We start from the raw sequence: 19,166 nt of genomic DNA, 5'->3' as shown, positions 1-19,166 counted from the left end.
TCTTGCGACTCCTTTTTAAACGTTTTTACGGCATTTTATGCTGCCCGAAAAGTAGCTTGGGGCATCAGATCCCCGAGAGTAGCCGGTACTCCTCCAGCACATAGGTATCCGTCATGCCGCTGACATAATCGAGCAGCAGCCGCACCCGGTAATACCACTCCTGCTCGTTCTGGCAGGCAAATCGTGGATCCGGGGTGGCGATCGCCAATCGATAGGCCTTGAGATGGCGGGCCGAGAGGCGATGATAGAGGCGGCGCGCAAAGAACAGCGCCTGACTCCCCTCCCCGGCCAGCAGCCGGGCAAACTGTGGCGCTGGCAGCGCCAAAAGACAGGCATAACTGGTCAGCACCCCGCGCAGCGCCGCATACCCCTCCAGTTCGAGTGCTTCCACCTCGGGGCGCATAAAGACCAGCTCACGGGCCACCCGCTTGAGGATATCGAGCACCCGTGCCGCCGGCGCCTGACTGTGCAGCAGCGCTTGCGGGTAGGATCCCTGCAAAATGGCTTGATGTTCGCTGACATAGGTTGCCGCAGCCAACGCCACCAGATCCCGGGTCAGTTGCTGGCGAAAATGAGGAAAAAAGCCCCGTTCAGAGGTCAGCGCCTCATCCAGCAACGCAGCCATGTAGTCGCTCTGATCGGCGGTCCGCAGCGCCGCCAGCAGCTCGCCTTGGGTCAGGATCCGCCGATCCACCGCATCTTCCAGATCGGCGATGCAGTAGGAGATGTCATCGGCCGCCTCCATGATGTAGACCAGTGGATGACGGCAGCCGGGGACCAACCCAAGACCCTGGCCGAGGGCGCGGTAGAGCGGCTGCTCGCTAAAGAAGATACCCCGCTTGCTGCTCCAGCCATGATGTTGGCCATAGCTCACCCCGGGTTGCGGCTGCTGCGGGTATTTGCAGAGTGCAGCCAGTTGTCCAAGGGTCAGATTGAGCTCGTGCAGACTGTGCACCAGCCGCAGACTCTGGGCGTTGCCATCAAACAGTTGCAGATCCTGACGCAATTCAGCCCAGTGGGCCGAGGGGGGCTGCGCCAGCGCCTGCTGATAGAGGGGATCGAGCATCTCGCCAAGCCACTGGCTCATCACCTGCTCGCCAAAGTGGCCAAACGGCGGGTTGCCCACGTCATGAAGCAGGCAGGACATCTCCACCAGATTGATAAAAGCCCCCTCGCAGACCATGCCGGCTGGCAAGGCGGCCAGAATGCGGCGGCTGATCTGGCGACCGGTCTCCTGCACCTCCAGCGAGTGGGTGAGGCGGCTGCGCACCGAGGCCTTCACATCAAGTGGAAAGACCTGGGTCTTCTGCTGCAACCTGCGCACCGGTGCGGCCTGCACGATACGGGCGCGATCCTGCTCGGTCGCCTCCAGCAGCGCCTCATCCCCCCAGGAGTGGATGCGCGCGGGGGTAATCAAACGGCTATACATCTCGCAGCTCCTTGCCAGCAACTTCCATCAGACTCACGACAACCTCCAGCCTCAAGACAGCAACCAGCGCCGCAGACGGGCGATATCGCCGGGATATTCCCGGCGCAGCGTCTCAATCCAGTCTTCCACGTTTTCCCACCAGGCGGGATGATCCGGGCTCTGAATGAGTTGCGCCGTCTGCTGCAGTCGGCGCAGGCCAATGGAGCCTGCCGCCCCTTTTATCTTGTGGGCCTCTTCCACTACCCCTGCTTGATCCTTGGCAATCATGTTGGAGTCGAGCACAGCCATGTAGTCCGGCATCATCTTCTCGAACAGATCGACGCTGGAGAGCAGTACCGGCTTGCCCACAGTATCGGCGTAGTCAGTGAGGAAGGGGATATCCAGCAGGGCATCCTGATTGCCCGCATCCGCCAGCTCGTCCGCCTCATCCTCGGCCAGATCGGCAAACAGGTGGCCAATCACCTCCCGTACGGCTTTGGAGCCAAGCGGCTTGTTAATGACATCCTGCATGCCGTGATCCCGGTAGTACTGGCGATCGCCGGTAGCGTTGGCGGTGAGCGCCACCATGGGTGGCAGGCTGTCGCCATAACGCTCCAGCAGGGTTTTCGCCACATCGAAGCCGGTCATATCCGGTAGCTGGATATCGAGCAAAATGAGGTCGAAATCATCCGGGTTGGCCATCGCCAGCGCCTGTGCGCCATCGCGGGCCACCTGCACCTGATGACCCAGCTTGCCCAGCAGGGCGCAGGCCACCGTCACGTTAAGCTCCACATCCTCCACCAGCAGGATATCGAGGGAGGGCATCTCCTCCTCCTGCTCTGGCAACACAGGCTCGGCGCAAGCTACCTCCAGCTCGGCGGTAAAGCAGGAGCCTTCGCCCGGATCGCTGTCCACATAGAGCTGCCCGCCCATCGCCTGTACCAGCTGACGGGAGACCGCGAGGCCAATGCCGGTGCCGGTGGCGTGCTTCTTGCCCTGCACCTGATAGTACATGGCGAAGATCTTCTCCTGCTGAGCGCGCGGGATGCCGATGCCGGTATCCTCCACCTCGAAGTGCAGGGCCAGCTTGCCCGGCTCATCGGCGGGATGGGATAAGCAACGCACGGTGACGCCCCCCTCATCGGTAAACTTGACCGCGTTGCCCACCAGATTCCACAGCACCTGACGCAGGCGGGTACCGTCAGCCATCACAAATTGCGGCATGTCGCCATCGCGATCGAAATGGAGATAGAGCCCCTTCTGCTCCGCCTGAATGCGCGACAGGGTCTCCAGCTCGTCGAGGAAGGCGGGCAGGTCGATACGGGTTGGCGCAATTTCGAGGCGACGGCGATCCAGTTTGTCCAAGTCGATGATGTCGTTGAAGATATTGCCAAGGGTCACCGCACTCAGGTGAATGGTCTTAAGCTGCTGTTGCTGCTTGGGATCGAGGGGAGTATCCATCAGCATCCGACTTAAGCCCACGATGCCGTTGAGCGGGGTGCGCAACTCGTGGCTGATGGTGGAGATAAAGGTGGTCTTGTCGCGACTCGCCTTCTCCAGCTTGTCCTGATACTGCTTGCGCTCGGTGATATCGCGGCCAAAACCGAGCAGGCCGAGTCGCTTGCCGAAGCGGTCGAAGAAGGGCACCTTGCGCAGCTCGAAGTAAGCCTTGCGGCCATCGGGATACTCCAGCCACTGCTCGTAGGTGAGCGGCTCGTTGCTGGCAAAAACCTGCTTGTCGGTCTCCACCACCTTGTTGGCGATCTCCTGCTTGTAGACATCGAACGGGGTCAGACCGATCAGCTCGGCCTCCACCTTGCCGGTCAGCTCCTCCATGGCGCGGTTGCAACCGGAAAACTGCTCATCCTCGTTGCGGTAGTAGACCAGATCGGGGGAGCAGTCGATAAAGGAGCGCAGCAGGGCAGTACGCTCCCCCAGATGAAGCTGGGCTTTCTCTCGCTGGAACACCTCATTCTCGAGATCCTCGATGGCCTGCAGACGCAGGCTCTCGGCCCGATTGGTTTCGGCAATCTGGGCATTGAGACGGCTGATGTTCTCCTGCAGCTGGGTATTGAGCTCCAGATCCCGCTCCCGCATATCCTGCAGCTTGCGCACCATCCGGCTCAGTCGCTGACGGGAATCCTCCAGCTGATCCACCACGATGGAGAGAAAATAGACCGCCCAGGGGGTCACCAGCAGGCCGAAGAAGACCGAGCGAACGAAGTCGATCACATCGATATTGCCACGCAGGAACAGGGTCACCCCCATCTGGATGGCGACCGCCAGCACGATAATGCCCGCCGCCAGGAACATACTGAAGCGCACCAGCCCGAGCTTGGTCATCAGGTCGACATAGTATTGCGCCCAGGATTTAATCTGTTTCATCTTGTTGTTTTCCCCCGATATTCGCGGTACAGAATACCAGTACAACTGGGTGAACTGTGGTTTATCTCATGGGGTTGCATCGCAATTCTGTGAGCTGGCTGACGAATATCGGCAGCATAGGCTTGTTCATTTCCCCCCGAATCACTGGACCAGGAGCACTCTTCGATGCGTCATTTATCACTGTTTAGTCTTGCGCTGCTCGTCGCCAACAGCGCTCATGCCGATTTGGGTAGTATCCCCAAAGAGTCTGGCTGGTCCGGTTTTCTGCTGGGCGGCATCAATGTCGTCAACTACAAGTCCAACTTCTACAGTGGTGATGATGACAACAACACCCTCGCCACGCTGGGTAGCCCGCCCAGCAGCTCAGCCCTTGCCCCGCTGATCAACGCCGACATCCGCTATACCTTTGCCGATACCCGCACCCAGCTCTTTCTCGGTAACCTGATCCAGGATGCCATACGCTTCGACTTTACCCAGCAGTTGGGGGTTCGCCAGGAGCTTGGGGACAAGGGGATTGTGGGCGGCTCTTTTGTATTCAGTGCCATGCCGACCAAACAGTGGAGCGATCCGTTTGCTGTGGGAGTAGCCCGAAGCTCGACCGACATCAAGTCTGCCGGCGCCAGGGTCAGCTGGGACAAGGTCTGGGGCAGCAATTTCAACGCCAGCTTGACCAGCCGCAATATCGATGTGGATGAAGAGCGCAGCGGCCAGCAATACGATGCAGCCCATAGCACCAGCTATGCCCCGCTCCTCGATCGCAACGGCAAGATCAACGCGCTCGAACTCTCCTATCAGTGGCGCTTTGCCCCCGGCCAGGTTCTGGAGCCGGCACTGGTTTATCGTGATGCGGATCTCGACGGGCGCGCCCAGCGCTACAAACAGAGCGGTATGCAGCTGACTTATGGCAAACGGGGTGCCCAGTGGTCATTAGTCAGCAACCTCTACCTGGGACAGAGCAGCTATGACGAGGCCAACCCCCTGTTTGGCCAGTACGCCGATGCCAACGAGTTTGCGGTGAACGCCATCTTCTTCTGGCACAAGCTGTTCGGGGTACGCGCCCTTTCCGCAACTGCCAGCGCAGCCTACGCCCAATCAAGCTCTGATATCAGTTTTTACGACTCACAAGCCACCCGCTTCAGCACGGGTCTGCTCTACAACTTCTAACCCGCGATCCACAGAAAAAATAAAGGCCACCGGAGTGGCCTTGTTGCTGTCTTGCTTGCCGCCCGTTAGATCCCGAGAGAATCGAGCAGATCATCGTGCGCACCGCTGGCAGGAGCTGCGGCTACCGGGGCTGGCTTGGTCGCCTCCTGTTTGGCCTGGGCAATCAAGGCATCGGGATCCAGCTCCTCTTCATCAATACCTTCATTGTGGATACGGATGAACTCGGTCTTGTCCATCGCCAACTCCAGATAGAAGATGTTGTTGCGGGCGGTGAAGAAGGTGACGCGGCGGGACTCCGGGCTATCGAGATTGGTATCGACGCTCAGCATCACCTGCTTGTTGAGGGCCAGCATCTTCGGCTGATTCTGGGTGATGTGGGTCTGCAGATCCCGGCCCACCTTGACGGTAAAGCTGCCCACAATCTGATTCATCAGCTCGCCCATCACATTGCTCACCTCGTCAGAGGTGTGAGAGATAGCGAGATCCTCCTTGGAGAGCCCCATGCTGAGCATGTAGCTCTCGTACAGCTCCATGGCGGCGGCGGCGGAGAAGTTGATCACCACCAGACCGGAAAAACCGCCATCGAACAGCACGAAGCAGCCGATATCCGGCTTGAGGCAGGTCTTGCTGATCCGCTGCACCATGCCGGAAAACCGCACCTGACTCATGGTCGCGGCACTCAAAACGTCCGTCACCGAGTTGCACAGGCTAAGCAGCACATCCTCAGTGGTCAATACGGCTTCCTCATCAGCTCTCGTCACTATCATGGGACCTTCCTAAACATCGAAATGGACTTATCTATACCATAACTCTAACAGATAGCGCGGCATGGAGACTGAAATAGCGATGAGCCTCTCAGTTAACTCCATTATCAGCAGCCACAGGGGTGAAGCCGCTCAGCGTGGCGAGCCTGGCACGCCATGTATCGGCCTGCAGCGCCAAAACTTGCGGCTCGTAAGGCACGACCGGATGAGCTCCCCAGATGGGGCCAGGCCAGGCGCGATCCGTCGCAAAGCGGGCAACGTGATGAAGGTGGAGTTGCGGCACCAGATTGCCCAGCGCCCCTATGTTGATCTTGTCAGGGCCGAGGGCCTGCTCCATCAGGGCGGCGACGGCGCAGGACTCCTGCATCAGCTGTTGCTGCTGCTCCGGTGCCAGATGGTGAATTTCTCGCAGGTTAGCTACTCGCGGTACCAGGATCAGCCAGGGATACTGGCTGTCTTTGGCCAGCAAGACACGGCAGAGGGGCAGATCCCCGAGCCACCGGGTATCTGCCTGCAGGCGTGAATGCAATTCAAACATGAAAACCTCGTTGAGTACGATGAACAGAGCGCCTGAAAAAGGAGTGTCCACGTTACTGCAACGGGCTGAAAACTTAAAGCTGTGGCACGGCCCAACCGATAAAGCGCTTGCGCAGGGCCGGGTCGGCCTGCAGAAACAGCTGCTGCAACTGCCCTTCCAGCTCGCTGGTTGCCACAACGGGTTGAGCCCCACCAGCGGCCGTGGCCGCAGGCTGCGTAGCAACGGCGCCAGCCGTCAGCGCCGCCTTGCCGCCGCTGCGGTTGTATTCGGCCAGTTTGCCGTTCCAATCCACCCCAAGCAGCATACCGCTGGTCACCAGTGCATCCTGCTGGATGACAAGCGCGCGGCCATTCTCCTGCAACGCTACCACAGGAGCCTTGGCATAGGCCTGCATCCCCCGCTCGTCTCCCGGTACGCTCGCCGTTAGCTGCAAATGTTGATTGCTGCCCTGATAGCGCACCACCTGCGGCTCGGAGCGTACCTGCCGATCATTCTCGCTGCTGCTGCGACTGGGGATCACCCCCTCGAAGCGCACCAGCAGTTGCTGCTCGCCATCCGCCAGGGTGGCATGCTGCTCATCCTGCAAGGTACCATTGCTCACCGCGAGGATGCGGAAATTCTCCGGCACCTTCACTTCCACCATGGCCTGTACACTGCCGGCCCCCAACACTGCACAGAGCAGTACAAAACCGGTCAACCCTCTATTACTCTTCATTCCCGCTGATCTTCCTGATGCCGATGATGGGCGCAGGGTAGCAGCCGAAGATGACAGAAAAATAACGCCGCTCAGAGCAGGTAGTGGGGTCGCTCGGCAAACCACTGGGCCAGCAGCTGCTTGAACAGCCGGATCTTGCGCGGCACCCGCCGCTGCTGGGCGTGCAGCACATGGAGCTGATGCAGGCCGCTCTGCCACTCGTCGAGCACGGTCACCAGCTCTCCTGCCGTCAGCTGCGATTCCACCAGCATCAGCGGGCACTTGGCATAGCCCATACCGGCACGCGCCAGTTGCAGCACTGTGCTGTAGTGGTTGGCCCGCACCTTGCCCTGCACCAGAATGTGGGCCTCTTCCCCCTCACGGATAAAGTGCCACTGCTCCCAGGCTGGATTGTGCCCCTGCAACAGGCAGCTGCGCCCGCTCAGCTCATAGGGAGTGGCTGGACGCCCCTCTCTCGCTACAAGTGCGGGGCTCGCCACCACCACATCCTTGAGCCGCCCCAGCGGCAGGGCCACCAGATTGTCCGGCACCTCGTTCATGGCGCGCAGGGCGATGTCGTTCTCCCCCTGACTCATGTCGATCATCTGGTTGGTGAAGTTGAGCTCCACCTCCACTCCCGGGCAGAGCGCGGCAAAGCTGGCCAGCAACTCGCTTACCATGCGATCGCCGGTGCTGACCGGGCAGGTAAAGCGCAGCCGACCGCCATCCTCTTCGGTCAGCGCCTGAATATCCTGCTCCGCCTGCCGAGCCAGCGCGAAGATCTCCCCCGCCTGCTGGTAGAGGGTTTTGCCCGCCTCGGTCAGACTGAGGCGGCGGGTGGTGCGCTGCAACAGTTGCGCATTGAGGGAGGACTCCAGCGCGCTGACGTGGCGGCTCAACATCCCCTTGCTGACTCCCAGCGTATCGGCAGCGGCCGAGAAACTGCCGCGCAGCACCACCTCGTAAAAGCTGGCCAGATGGGCGATATCCATAATTAGCTCCAATATGGAAACAATGAGTTTATTTTACGCGCTTTTTCGCATTTTCTGTTGCGCTAGAATCGACACATCCCAACCAGGAGTGATGCAGATGAAAATTGTGATTGTGGGTGCCTCCGGCACCGTCGGCTCCGCAGTCAGTGAACTGCTTGCCAAAGATCATCAGGTGATCCGGGTCGGCCACAGTCGTGGCGATGCCACGGTCGACATGGGCGATCCCGCCTCCATCAAGGGGCTGCTTGCCAAGCTGGGTCAGTTTGATGCGCTGGTTGTCGCCAGCGGCAGCGTGACCTTCAACGGCCTGACCGAGATGACCGATGAGCAGTGGCAGGTGGGACTTCAGAGCAAGCTGATGGGCCAGATCAACCTGACCCGCGCCGCCATCCCCTATCTGACTGACAAGGGCTCCATCACCCTGATCAGCGGCATCCTGAGCGAAGAGCCGATCAGCGGGGGCGTGAGTGCCAGCACCGTCAATGGCGCTATCGAGCACTTTGTGAAAGCGGCCGCCTGCGAGCTGCCCCGGGGCCTTCGCATCAACGTGGTGAGCCCCACCGTGCTGGCGGAGTCGATGGACAAATACGCCGACTTCTTCCCGGGCTTCGTGCCGGTGCCCGCCGCCAAGGTAGCGCAGGCTTACAAGAAGTCGGTGTTGGGCATCCAGACCGGTCAGGTGTTCAGGGTCAACGGCTAATCGCCGCTCGCTTGCCGCCAGACCAGCAATAAAAACGGGCCCCGCTGAGGGGCCCATCTGTTTATTTGCCTCTATCTTTCGCCAGCGGCAAACGTTTGTTTCCAGGCGACAAAAAAAGAGCGCAACTCTTAGTCAATCAGACCGTACTGATCGCGCAGCACCTCGATGATCTCCTGCTTGGGATTGGCAGAGCGCACCAGCTTGTGGCCGATGATCTTCTCGGCGATCCCGACATAGGTGTTGGAGATATCCATCATCACTTCGGTCGGCAGCTTGTTGTCGCGGGCCAGGGCAAAACGTTCCGGCATGCGGTTCTTGTTGAGCAGGATGTCCGGATCCGGGAAGTGGTTGAGCAGCCACTGACGGAAACCCTCTTTGGACTTCTCGACAATCTGGCCATCGCGCAGGGCGGCGCCATCCCAGATCCGGGAGCTGTCGGGGGTTCCCACTTCGTCCATGTAGATCAGCTTCTCGTTGCCTGCCGCATCGTGGACATAACCAAACTCGAACTTGGTATCGACGAAGATCTGATCCAGCTCGGCCAGCGCGTCGCTGATAACGTTGAAGCCTTCCTTGAGCAGCACTTCGTAACCGTCGATGTCAGCGGGGTTGCGAAAGCCAAAGGCCTGATGGTGGCGCGCGATATCGGCACGGGAGACGTTGACGTCATCGGCTTCCGGCACGCCATCCAGCCCTTTCAGTACGCCCTTGGTGGACGGGGTGATGAGGATTTCCGGCAGCTTCTGATCCTTCTTGAGCCCTTCCGGCAGGGTGATGCCGCAGAACTCGCGCTCGCCATCCTGGTAGGCACGCCACATGGAGCCGGTGATGTACTGGCGGGCAATCGCCTCGATCATCACCGGGCGGGCTTTTTGCACGATCCAGACGAAGGGGTGCGGAATATCCAGAATGTGGCTGTCAGCCAGCCCCTTCTCCTTGAACAGCCTGAACCAGTGGCTGGAGATGGCATTGAGCGCAGCCCCTTTGCCCGGCACACCGTTGAGCCCGCCCACCCCCTGCCAGATACAATCGAAGGCGGAGATGCGATCGCTGATCACCATGAGGGCGAGGGGCGTATCTGCGGGCACATCGTACCCTTTCTCTTTTATGAGCCGGGCACTGTCTTCGGGGGTCAACCAGTAGACGCTGCGCACTTTGCCGGAATGGACAGGTTTATCGGTACGGATCGGCAAATCGTCATTCACCGCCAATACTTGATCTGCAAGACTCATGGCTAATAACACTTCCTGTTTGTGGGGGTAAACATCGCGAGTCCCTCACCTGCACGCCCTGTTTGCAACGGGCTGGCAAGGGGGCTCGCATCATCGAAAAACACTCGGAATCCCCGCGTTTTCAGGGGGATTCTGATAACAAAACAGGGGCACAAGGCCCCTGTATTTATTCTGCTTTTGCTGCTGCCTGATCGGCCAGCCCCTTGGCGAACGCCTCGGACAGGCTGATATACATCTGGGAGATAACCCCGGACGATACCGGCTTCTTGTCCTTGTCGAACAGGGTGATGGAGGTCTTGCCTCCCGCCATTTCGCCAAGCTGGAAGCGGTATTTTTCTTCTTCCAGCTTGAACGGCTCACTCCCTTTCGCCTTCCAGAACTCGGCACCCGGCTCGTCATACTCGACATCGATCCAGCCCAGTGACTGCTGGGTATTCTTGATGATGAAACCATAAGCGGGCAGTACCTGATTGAGGCGACGCCACACCTGATCAAAGGAGCCTTCGGCAATCCAGGCGCTCAGCTCGTTGTTGTCCAGACCCAGTTGCAGACCCATACCATCGTTGGACTTGTGCTGCTCACGGGCTTTCAGCTGGCTGTCGTAATAGAGAGAGAACTGGTTCAGCACCCGGGCGGCATAACGCTGGGCATCGGCCGGGGTCAGCTTGTTGCTGGTCTCGCCGTCGATGGTCTCTTCGTGATCCAGCACCCGGACCGACATATTGACGGCGTGGCGCTGGACATCGTTACGCACGGTAAATTGGTAACGCTGACGGATCTTGAAATCGTCATCATCTGCCCCCCAGCCATCGAGGGCAACCGTGTTGTCAAACCAGCCGGTCTGCAATACGCCATCCTGCTGATCCAGCTTCTCGGTGGTGACCTTGTATTTGGCCAGGAAGTTCATCAGGAACGACCAGGTATCGCGCTCCACGCTCTGGCTGGTGCTCAGGGCATAGAAGGCAACGGTCGGTTCGGTTGCGGCCTGCACGACCTGACTGCCCGGTACCACGGTCAACAACTGGGCGGGCGGGCGCACGTCAACCTGGGCACCGAGGGCTCCTTCTCGGCTGCTCTCGGGTAGCGGCGGGATATCGTACTGGCTGTTAAAGGTGGGGGCGCTCAATCCTGCGGGGATCAAGAACGCACGGCCCTCGAGGCGGGCATCTTCATAACCGAAGTCGCGGTTGGCCATTTTGCGATCCTGGGGGGAGCTGCAACCAGCCAGTACGGCTACAGTCGCAACGCTCAGCACCAGACGGGCTCTATTTCCCTTTCCATTAGATTTAAACACTCGCCATCAACTCCGCTGTGGTCAGTGCTCGCGCCATCAGCTGTTCGCCCTCAGGGGTGAGGTCAACCAGTGGCAGGCGCAAGGTGGCTGTTGCAATCAGCCCCAGTTGGGCACAAGCCCATTTCACCGGGGTGGGACTCGGTTCGCAGAACAGAGTCTGGTGCAACGGCATCAAGAGATTGTTGATGTCATGGGCCTGTCCGGCATCACCGGCCAGCGCAGCACGACACATGTCGGCCATCTGGGCCGCTGCAATATTGGTGGTGACCGAAATCACGCCGTCGCCACCTTGCAGCATAAAATCACAACCAGTGGCATCGTCGCCACTGTAGAGAGCAAACTCCGGCCCGCACAACTCGCGCAGCAGCGGGGTGCGGCTCAAATCGCCGGTTGCCTCTTTCAAACCGATAATGCCGGGAACCTTGGCCAGACGAGCCACGGTCTCCGGTTTGAGATCGCAACAGGTGCGACCGGGCACATTATAAAGAATTTGGGGCAGACCACTAGCCTCGGCGATCGCACAATAGTGACGATAGAGACCTTCCTGAGTAGGTTTGTTGTAGTAAGGGGTCACCGAGAGACCCGCCACCACGCCTGTTTTGGCCAAGCGTCTGGCCAATTCAATGGCGTGGGCGGTATTGTTGGAGCCGCAACCGGCGATGACGGGAATGCGTCCGGCGGCATACTCAACTGTCTTTTCAACGACTGCGATATGCTCCTGCTCGCTCAGGGTCACCGATTCCCCTGTGGTCCCCACCGCAACAATGGCGCTGGTCCCGGCGCTGACATGATAGTCGACCAGTTTGGCCAGACTGGCCCAATCGACTTCACCTGAAGCCAGCATGGGGGTAACAAGCGCAACAATACTACCGCGTAACATGGACTTTTCTCCCGATTTTCAGGGGCGTAATGGTAAAGCTGACCCCTTTGAAAAACAAGGGAGAGAGGGGGCAAGCCGTGATACCATCCGGAACAAAAAGTAATGGACGAAAGTCGGCAGCGCCCCTCAGGGAGTGGTCATCGGAGCCGCAGGGTTGGCTTGCCAGCGCAGCTTTCGCAACGAAATAAAGGACGAGAGAAGATTTATGACTCACTACCTGGTCGTAACGGCCATCGGCACGGACAGGCCTGGCATCGTCAATGAAGTGACCCGTCACGTCAGTGGCTGTGGTTGCAACATTGTGGACAGCCGCCTTGGCATCTTCGGTAATGAATTTACCTTTATCATGCTGCTCTCGGGTGACTGGAACAGCATGATGCAACTCGAAATCAGCCTGCCCCTGCGTAGCCAGGAGTGGGATCTCATCACCATGATGAAACGCACCGAACGCCACCACTCCCTGCAGTATGACATCCGCGCCAGTGCCGACCTGTTGATCCGCGACGAGCCCGGTATCGTAAGCCAGTGCACCCAGTTCTTCAGCGAACATGGCTGGAACATTCAGGCGATGCAATCCATGACCCTGGAGCAGCAGCCGTTCAACCTGCTGAAGATCAGTTTTCAGCTCAATCTGGCCAGAGAGGGTGAAGTGGAAGGTTCGCAAACCGCCTTCGCCGAATTCTGTCGTCAACTGGGTGCCGAATCGTTCGAGTTTATCGTCAATCGCAAACACGCCTGAAGGCGTTTTACCCGAGGAGACCCCATGCAACCACTACAAGCTGGCAGCCCCGCCCCCGCTTTCTCCCTGCCCGACCAGAATGGCAATCAGGTCAGCCTCGCTGGCCTGCGCGGCAAGAAGGTGCTGGTCTATTTCTACCCCAAGGCAATGACCCCCGGCTGCACCACCCAGGCCTGCAGCCTGCGCGATGTGAACGCCGAGTTGGCCGCCCTCAATGTGGTGGTGCTTGGCATCAGCCCGGATCCGGCCAAACGGCTGAAAAAGTTCGAAGAGCGGGACCAGCTCAACTTCACCCTGCTGGCCGATGAAGACCACGCCGTCGCCGATGCCTTTGGAGTCTGGGGCCCGAAGAAGTTCATGGGCAAGGAGTATGACGGCATTCACCGCCAGAGCTTCCTGATCGACGAAGAGGGCAAGATTGCCCACCACTTCGACAAGTTCAAAACCAGCGATCACCATCAGGTAGTACTGGATTTCCTCAAGGGATAACCTCCCCGCGGTAATGGTCAGGCCAGCCACGCAAGTAATGCCTGTCGGCGAAGACGCCATGAAACAGCCTGCCCCATGTATAAAAATCCGAAACCTGTCGATTTGGTTTCGGATTTTTGTGCCTGTCGACTTGGATCTCGGCCCTCTTCACGCCCGCCATTCCCCCGCATTGAGCCACTAGCCGACCTCATTACCCCAGGCCCATCACTACCCAGCCCACCGCTGGCAAGGTCGCGCGCCTGCGCCATCGGCCCATAACCATGATTCGACTGGTCAAGGCCATCAGCGCCCCTACCAAAGAGCACCGAGCAGCAGTGTCAGGACACCGCCGGAAAATATCCCGCAGCAGGTGGCTGTGCAGGGTTGTTTGTACTGCCGACATCGAGCAAGAAATGCCCCTCACGGCGTGAAAGTAAGGCCATAGAAGTTCAGGCTCAGTGTAAAAATCCCAATAAAAAACAATGCCAGTCAGGCTGAGCTGACTGGCATTAAGGGCTGTTGACCTCCCTTTGTACCTATGACCTATTGTATTTAATCAGAGATTTTCCTCGGCGAACGAAGCCAGTCGGCTGCGTACCACGCCGTTGAGGAAGATGTTGGCACTGCCGTCAAAATCCTTAAAACGCTCGACGATGTAGGTCAGACCCGAGGTTACCGGACTCAGGTAGTTGGAGTCGATCTGTGCCAGGTTACCGGAGCAGACGATCTTGGTCCCCTCGCCGCAGCGGGTAATGATGGTCTTGATCTGGGAGGCGGTCAGGTTCTGGCACTCATCCAGCAGCACGAAGGTGTTCTGGATACTGCGCCCGCGCATAAAGTTGACCGATTTAAACTGGATGTTGGCCTTCTCCATGATGTAGCTGAGCGAGCCGCTCATGTTCTCGTCCTGCTTGTGCAGCACCTCCAGAGTGTCGGTCACCGCCGCCAGCCAGGGCATCATCTTCTCCTCTTCGGTGCCGGGCAGGAAGCCGATGCTTTCGGCAATTTCCGGGGTATTGCGGGTCACGATCACCTTCTCGTAAACCCCCTTTTCAATCACCAGCTCCAGCGCCGCCGCCATCGCCAGCAAAGTCTTGCCGCAACCGGCCGGGCCGGTCAGGATCACCAGATCGATGTGCGGATCGAGCAGGGCATCGAGGGCCATCCCCTGATAGACGTTCTTGGGATGCACCCCCCACGCCTTGCGGGACATCAGCCTGTCACGGCCCAGATCCTTGATGCGGATCTTGTTACCATCCTGGCTGAGCACCCGAGCGGCGAAGAAGTTCTCCTCATCGATCAGGTACTGGTTGACGTGAACTCCCTCCAGCAGGTTGGCATCGATCAGATGGATGGTGTCGCGACCATGGGTCTCACTCTCGCACTCGCCAACCCGCTCCCAGAAACTGCCGGGCACTACCTGAAAGCCTTTGGCCAGCAGGCGGATATCGTCGATCAGCTGGTCACTGCGGTAATCTTCAACGTGAGCAAGCCCGGCTCCTTTGGCCTTGAGGCGCATGTTGATGTCTTTGGTGACCAGCACCACCTGACGCTTCAACTCATGCTTTTGCAGATAGAGGGCCGCATTGATGATGCGGTTGTCAGCCTCCTTGTCGGTAAAGATCTCGGCATCCTGCGGTAGATGGTGATCGCTGAAGATGCAGATATTGCCGCTCGCTTCGCCAGCCAGCGGTACCCCTTGAGTGATCTGATCCGGGGTTGCATCGCGGAACACATCTTCCAGAGCACGAATGGCCACCCGCGCATCGCGGCTGACATCCTTGTTGCGATCCTTGATGTTATCGAGCTCTTCCAGCACCGTCATGGGGATGAGCACATCGTGCTCTTTGAAGGAGTAGATAGCGAGGGGTTCGTGAAGCAGAACGTTGGTATCCAGGATAAACAGCTTTCGGTCCGTATTGTCCATAAGCATCCTCCTTGGCACTGAAGGGCCACGTGTGTGAATCTCAGATGTCATTGAAACCACACGGCCGTGACAGTTTTATTACTCTCAACGCTACGCCCGATTTTACTATTGCGCAACAAATCACTGGGCCGATTGATTTGATTGCACATAAAAACAGCAATCAAAATACCCGCGCTGCGACCGATTTTTCTGCTGTCGTTCAACGACTTGAGCCAGCCTGTCAGCCGCACTTGGAGTCGCCACAGTTGAGGCAGGTCATGCAGCCATCCTTCTGCACCAGCGCCTTGGTGTGGCACTTGTAGCAGAGCGCGGCATTGGCCGGGAAGCCACTGCCCGCATGTTGCTCTTCAGCTTCTTGCGCCGCCTGCAACTCGGCCCGCTTCTCGGTCAGAAATGCCTGCTGATGCTCGTCCAGCCCGGTTACCTTGAGCATGCCAATCTCGGTGAAGTGGCTCTCGATCACGTTGCCAATTTCGGCGATAAGCGACGGCACATACTTGCCCTTGTTCCAGTAGCCACCCTTGGGATCAAACACCGAGCGCAGCTCATCCACCAGGAAGGTGACATCACCACCCTTGCGAAAAACGGCGGAGATGATGCGGGTCAGCGCCACGATCCACTGGTAGTGTTCCAGACTCTTGGAGTTGATGAAGATCTCGAACGGACGGCGGGTTTCGTGCACCGTGCCCTCGTTGAGAATGATGTCGTTGATGGTGATGAACAGCGAGTGCTCGGAAACATGTTCCGGCGTCTTCAGCTTGTAGGTGGTGCCCATCAGCCGCTCCGGGCGCAACACGGTTTCGTGCATGTGCACCACGTCATCCTGCGCAGAGAGATCTTCTTGCGGCCCATCCTTGGTACGCACCTTGTAGGCGACGATTTTCTTGTCGATCTTCTTGACCATAATGTCGTTCTCAGAATTTACCGTAATAGCCTTCTTTCAAGGCGTCGTAGAGGTTGGCGGCAGTGTGCAGCTCGCCATCGTATTCGATCTCTTCGTTCCCCTTGACGGAGATGACGGAGCCATCCTCCAGGGTGAACTCATAGAGGGTGTTCTCCAGATCCTTCTCCTTCACCAGCACGCCCTGGAAGGCCTCCGGATTGAAGCGGAAGGTGGTGCACCCCTTGAGGCCGGAGTCCGAGGCATACATGTAGATGTCCTTGAACTGCTCGAACGGGAAATCGGTCGGCACATTGGCGGTTTTGGAGATGGAGGAGTCGATCCAGCGCTGGGCCGCCGCCTGAATGTCCACATGCTGGGCCGGGGTGATGTCATCAGCAGTAATGAAATAGTCCGGCAGACGACTCTCCTCATCATCGGCATAGGGCATGGCGGCCGGATTCACCAGCTCGCGATAGGCCAGCAGTTCGAAGGAGTAGACGTCGACGCTCTCCTTGCTCTTCTTGCCGGGTTTGATGACATTGCGGCTGTAGTGATGGGCAAAGCTTGGCTCGATGCCGTTGCTGGCGTTATTGGCCAGTGACAGGGAGATAGTGCCGGTGGGGGCGATACTGCTGTGGTGAGTGAAACGCCCACCCACTTCCGCCAGCTCGGCGACCAGCGCAGGATCCACCTCGGCAACCTGCTGCATATAGCGGCTATAGCGTGCGTGCAGCACCTTGCCCTTCACCTTGTCGCCCACCTTGATGCCATCAGCCGCCATCTCGGGGCGCAGACGCAGCATCTTGCCAGTCACTTCAAACTCCTGCTCCATGATGGGGGCCGGGCCCTTCTCCTTGGCCAGACGCAAGGACTCTTGCCAGCCGATCATCGCCAGCTCCAGAGATACCTGCTTGGTAAAGGCCACGGATGCCGCAGAGCCGTACTTGATCTGCAGCATGGTGAGGGTCGAACCAAGCCCCAGGAAACCCATGCCATGCCGGCGCTTGGCTATGATCTCCTCGCGCTGTTTGGCCAGCGGCAGCTGGTTGATCTCCACCACGTTATCGAGCATGCGGGTGAAGATGGCCACTACCTTGCGAAACGCCTGCCAATCGAACGCCGCGTTTTCAGTAAAAGGGTCGCGCACAAACTTGGTCAGATTGACCGAGCCCAGCAGACAGGCACCGTAGGGTGGCAACGGCTGCTCGCCACAGGGGTTGGTCGCGCGGATCTCTTCACAGAACCAGTTGTTGTTCATCTGGTTGACCTTGTCGATCAGGATGAAGCCGGGCTCTGCATAGTCATAGGTGGAGGTCATGATGACATTCCACAGCTTGCGGGCGGGCATGGTCTTGTAGACCTTGCAGGCGACCTGCCCCAACTCGTTGAACACGACCCCTTCCTTGTTGGGCCAGTCTGCCCAAAGCACCTGAGCAGGATCGTCCAGTGCAATGGCATCCTGCTCCACCTCTTTGGCGGTGTAGGGGAAGAGCAGCGACCAGGGCGCACCCTCTTTCACCGCCTTGACGAAATCTTCCGTGATGAGCAGGGAGAGGTTGAACTGACGCAGGCGGCCATCTTCACGCTTGGCCTGAATAAACTCGATCACATCGGGATGGCGGATATCCATAGTGCCCATCTGGGCGCCGCGACGGCCACCGGCTGACGAGACGGTGAAACACATCTTGTCATAGATATCCATGAAGGAGAGTGGGCCTGAGGTGTAGGCACCGGCACCGGAGACAAAGGCACCGCGCGGGCGCAGGGTCGAAAAGTCATAGCCGATACCGCACCCAGCTTTCAGGGTCAGGCCGGCCTCGTGCACCTTACCGAGGATATGGTCCATCGAATCTTCGATGGTGCCGGAAACAGTGCAATTGATGGTTGAAGTGGCCGGCTTGTGCTCAAAAGCCCCCGCATTGGAGGTGATGCGGCCCGCCGGAATGGCCCCATTGCGCAGCGCCCACAGGAACGGCTCATACCAGGCCTCCGGCTCCAGCTCCTGCTCTGCTAACGCACGGGCAACCCGCTGGTAGGTCTCATCGATAGAGCTGTCGATGGGAGTGCCATCCTTGTTCTTGAGGCGATACTTGCTATCCCAGATCTCGAGGGACGTTTCTTGCAGGGGAATAAGGCGGGGGCCACGATTACTCTCCATCACTGGGTTCGATTTAGCCATCTCCAATCAACCTTATGTGAATGCATCAACATCATGATAACAGCACAAAACACAACATATGGCACCACTATTGAGCAAATGGCACAACATACAGCACCCCGATACCATGAAGGCCAATTGAAACCCAAAAAAAAGCCCCGGCCAGCAGGTTTCTGGGCCAGGGCACTTAACTGATTAATTTGCCGAGATATTTAACACTCAGAGATAGATCAGGGTTTCTTGATGTAAACGCTCGGCGTTTCACCCGCCATATTCAGATAAAACTCGTATACGCCATCAACTTCCGGTGAGAACTTCATGTCTTCATACTTGGAGCAGGGGTTAGCAGGAACAGCCTCACCACCCAATACAACAATACCATCACTGGGGCTCTTGTAGCCAAAGTTGGTACCGCAGCTCCAGCCTGAATCAGCAAACTTGAACTTGTACGGGGCCCACTCTTTCTTGAGGGTGCCTTTAGCCATATAGAGCTTGTCAGCCACCTTGACCACCTTGCTTTCATCAGTCGCCATCCAGTCATTCATCTCCCCGCGCAGGTAGATGGACTTGCCACCGAAGTCGCTGTTGTCTGCTGCAGACTGCTCTGCACCACCATTGGATGCACAACCACCTAATACCAGGGTTCCCGCCGCCAGCATCATCGTTACTGTTCTTTTGAACATGGGTCTATTCCTTAAATTATTGTGATTCCTTGGTCCATCAATATGGACTGAAGAATTAAACCAGAGGAGGCATCACAAGAAAGGTAGAGGCATCACATTCTGTGTTTTTTATATCCAACCCATTGAACCAATGAGCAAATATCAAACAGAAAAGAGCGGTTATTATGGTGCTTTATGGGAGAATTCATTGAACTACGGGAAGAGGGGAGGCCAATTTTCAGGCGATTTGCTGATTTTCAGGCAATAAAAAACCCCGC

The 19,166-nt window shown here is 58.1% G+C and carries 17 protein-coding genes; 4 read left to right on the top strand and 13 right to left on the bottom strand.

The genetic code is table 11. The features are described from left to right. Positions 1-64: 64 nt before the first annotated feature. Together dgt and arcB are read right to left on the bottom strand one after the other, a co-directional pair. Positions 65-1,429, bottom strand: coding sequence for a dGTPase (gene dgt / locus BN1117_RS07270; RefSeq protein ID WP_040096119.1), 1,365 nt, complete (start codon positions 1,427-1,429; stop codon positions 65-67). Between the two features lie 51 nt (positions 1,430-1,480). Then, the gene (gene arcB / locus BN1117_RS07265) at positions 1,481-3,793 is read right to left on the bottom strand and encodes an aerobic respiration two-component sensor histidine kinase ArcB (RefSeq protein WP_040096117.1); all 2,313 of its coding nucleotides are present in this window, start codon (positions 3,791-3,793) and stop codon (positions 1,481-1,483) included. Between the two features lie 165 nt (positions 3,794-3,958). Here arcB and BN1117_RS07260 point away from each other — a divergent pair, with 165 nt between their 5' ends. Next, a complete protein-coding gene (locus tag BN1117_RS07260; protein ID WP_040096115.1) occupies positions 3,959-4,957 on the top strand; it encodes a DUF2860 family protein in 999 nt (332 codons plus the stop codon). A gap of 65 nt (positions 4,958-5,022) precedes the next feature. Here the strand turns inward: BN1117_RS07260 and BN1117_RS07255 are convergent, their stop codons facing one another. From BN1117_RS07255 to BN1117_RS07240, 4 genes are all read right to left on the bottom strand, one after another. Beyond that, complete coding sequence (locus BN1117_RS07255; RefSeq protein WP_040096114.1) at positions 5,023-5,724, bottom strand: DUF3334 family protein; 702 nt, start codon at positions 5,722-5,724, stop codon at positions 5,023-5,025. An 88-nt stretch (positions 5,725-5,812) separates the two neighbouring features. Then, entirely contained in the window at positions 5,813-6,259 is a 447-nt protein-coding gene (locus BN1117_RS07250; protein WP_040096112.1) for an HIT domain-containing protein, read from the bottom strand. Positions 6,260-6,332: 73 nt separating this feature from the next. Beyond that, on the bottom strand, positions 6,333-6,974 hold the full coding sequence (locus BN1117_RS07245) for a DUF2057 domain-containing protein (protein ID WP_040096110.1): 642 nt from the start codon (positions 6,972-6,974) through the stop codon (positions 6,333-6,335). Positions 6,975-7,045: 71 nt separating this feature from the next. Beyond that, entirely contained in the window at positions 7,046-7,945 is a 900-nt protein-coding gene (locus BN1117_RS07240; RefSeq protein WP_040096109.1) for a LysR family transcriptional regulator, read from the bottom strand. Between the two features lie 97 nt (positions 7,946-8,042). Here BN1117_RS07240 and BN1117_RS07235 point away from each other — a divergent pair, with 97 nt between their 5' ends. Further along, positions 8,043-8,645 carry a short chain dehydrogenase gene (locus BN1117_RS07235; RefSeq protein WP_040096107.1) on the top strand — a complete coding sequence of 201 codons (603 nt, stop codon included), beginning with the start codon at positions 8,043-8,045 and terminating at the stop codon, positions 8,643-8,645. 128 nt (positions 8,646-8,773) lie between these two features. Here the strand turns inward: BN1117_RS07235 and BN1117_RS07230 are convergent, their stop codons facing one another. The 3 genes from BN1117_RS07230 to dapA all read right to left on the bottom strand — a co-directional run bounded on the left by BN1117_RS07230 (position 8,774) and on the right by dapA (position 12,051). Further along, positions 8,774-9,877, bottom strand: coding sequence for a phosphoribosylaminoimidazolesuccinocarboxamide synthase (locus BN1117_RS07230; protein WP_040096106.1), 1,104 nt, complete (start codon positions 9,875-9,877; stop codon positions 8,774-8,776). A gap of 166 nt (positions 9,878-10,043) precedes the next feature. Continuing rightward, a complete protein-coding gene (gene bamC / locus BN1117_RS07225; protein WP_040096104.1) occupies positions 10,044-11,171 on the bottom strand; it encodes an outer membrane protein assembly factor BamC in 1,128 nt (375 codons plus the stop codon). Beyond that, a complete protein-coding gene (gene dapA, locus BN1117_RS07220; protein ID WP_040096102.1) occupies positions 11,164-12,051 on the bottom strand; it encodes a 4-hydroxy-tetrahydrodipicolinate synthase in 888 nt (295 codons plus the stop codon). The genes bamC and dapA overlap by 8 nt, the downstream gene beginning before the upstream one ends. Before the next feature lie 205 nt (positions 12,052-12,256). Between dapA and BN1117_RS07215 the strand changes: the two genes are divergently transcribed. Together BN1117_RS07215 and bcp are read left to right on the top strand one after the other, a co-directional pair. Beyond that, positions 12,257-12,790, top strand: coding sequence for a glycine cleavage system transcriptional repressor (locus BN1117_RS07215; RefSeq protein ID WP_040096101.1), 534 nt, complete (start codon positions 12,257-12,259; stop codon positions 12,788-12,790). Between the two features lie 24 nt (positions 12,791-12,814). After that, positions 12,815-13,279: a thioredoxin-dependent thiol peroxidase gene (gene bcp, locus BN1117_RS07210; RefSeq protein ID WP_040096099.1), complete on the top strand. Its 465-nt coding sequence runs from the start codon at positions 12,815-12,817 to the stop codon at positions 13,277-13,279. Between the two features lie 535 nt (positions 13,280-13,814). Here the strand turns inward: bcp and BN1117_RS07205 are convergent. From BN1117_RS07205 to BN1117_RS07190, 4 genes are all read right to left on the bottom strand, one after another. Continuing rightward, positions 13,815-15,185 carry a PhoH family protein gene (locus tag BN1117_RS07205; RefSeq protein WP_040096098.1) on the bottom strand — a complete coding sequence of 457 codons (1,371 nt, stop codon included), beginning with the start codon at positions 15,183-15,185 and terminating at the stop codon, positions 13,815-13,817. Positions 15,186-15,405: 220 nt separating this feature from the next. Then, positions 15,406-16,089: a TSCPD domain-containing protein gene (locus BN1117_RS07200; protein WP_040096096.1), complete on the bottom strand. Its 684-nt coding sequence runs from the start codon at positions 16,087-16,089 to the stop codon at positions 15,406-15,408. Between the two features lie 10 nt (positions 16,090-16,099). Beyond that, the gene (locus BN1117_RS07195; protein WP_040096094.1) at positions 16,100-18,247 is read right to left on the bottom strand and encodes an adenosylcobalamin-dependent ribonucleoside-diphosphate reductase; all 2,148 of its coding nucleotides are present in this window, start codon (positions 18,245-18,247) and stop codon (positions 16,100-16,102) included. Between the two features lie 209 nt (positions 18,248-18,456). Then, positions 18,457-18,909, bottom strand: a complete 453-nt coding sequence (locus BN1117_RS07190; RefSeq protein ID WP_040096092.1) for an early set domain-containing protein — start codon at positions 18,907-18,909, stop codon at positions 18,457-18,459. Positions 18,910-19,166: the final 257 nt, after the last annotated feature.

Origin of the sequence: Aeromonas australiensis, assembly GCF_000819725.1 — a bacterium.
In the GTDB taxonomy this organism is placed as follows: domain Bacteria; phylum Pseudomonadota; class Gammaproteobacteria; order Enterobacterales; family Aeromonadaceae; genus Aeromonas; species Aeromonas australiensis.
This window is presented reverse-complemented; position numbering and strand designations above follow the sequence as displayed.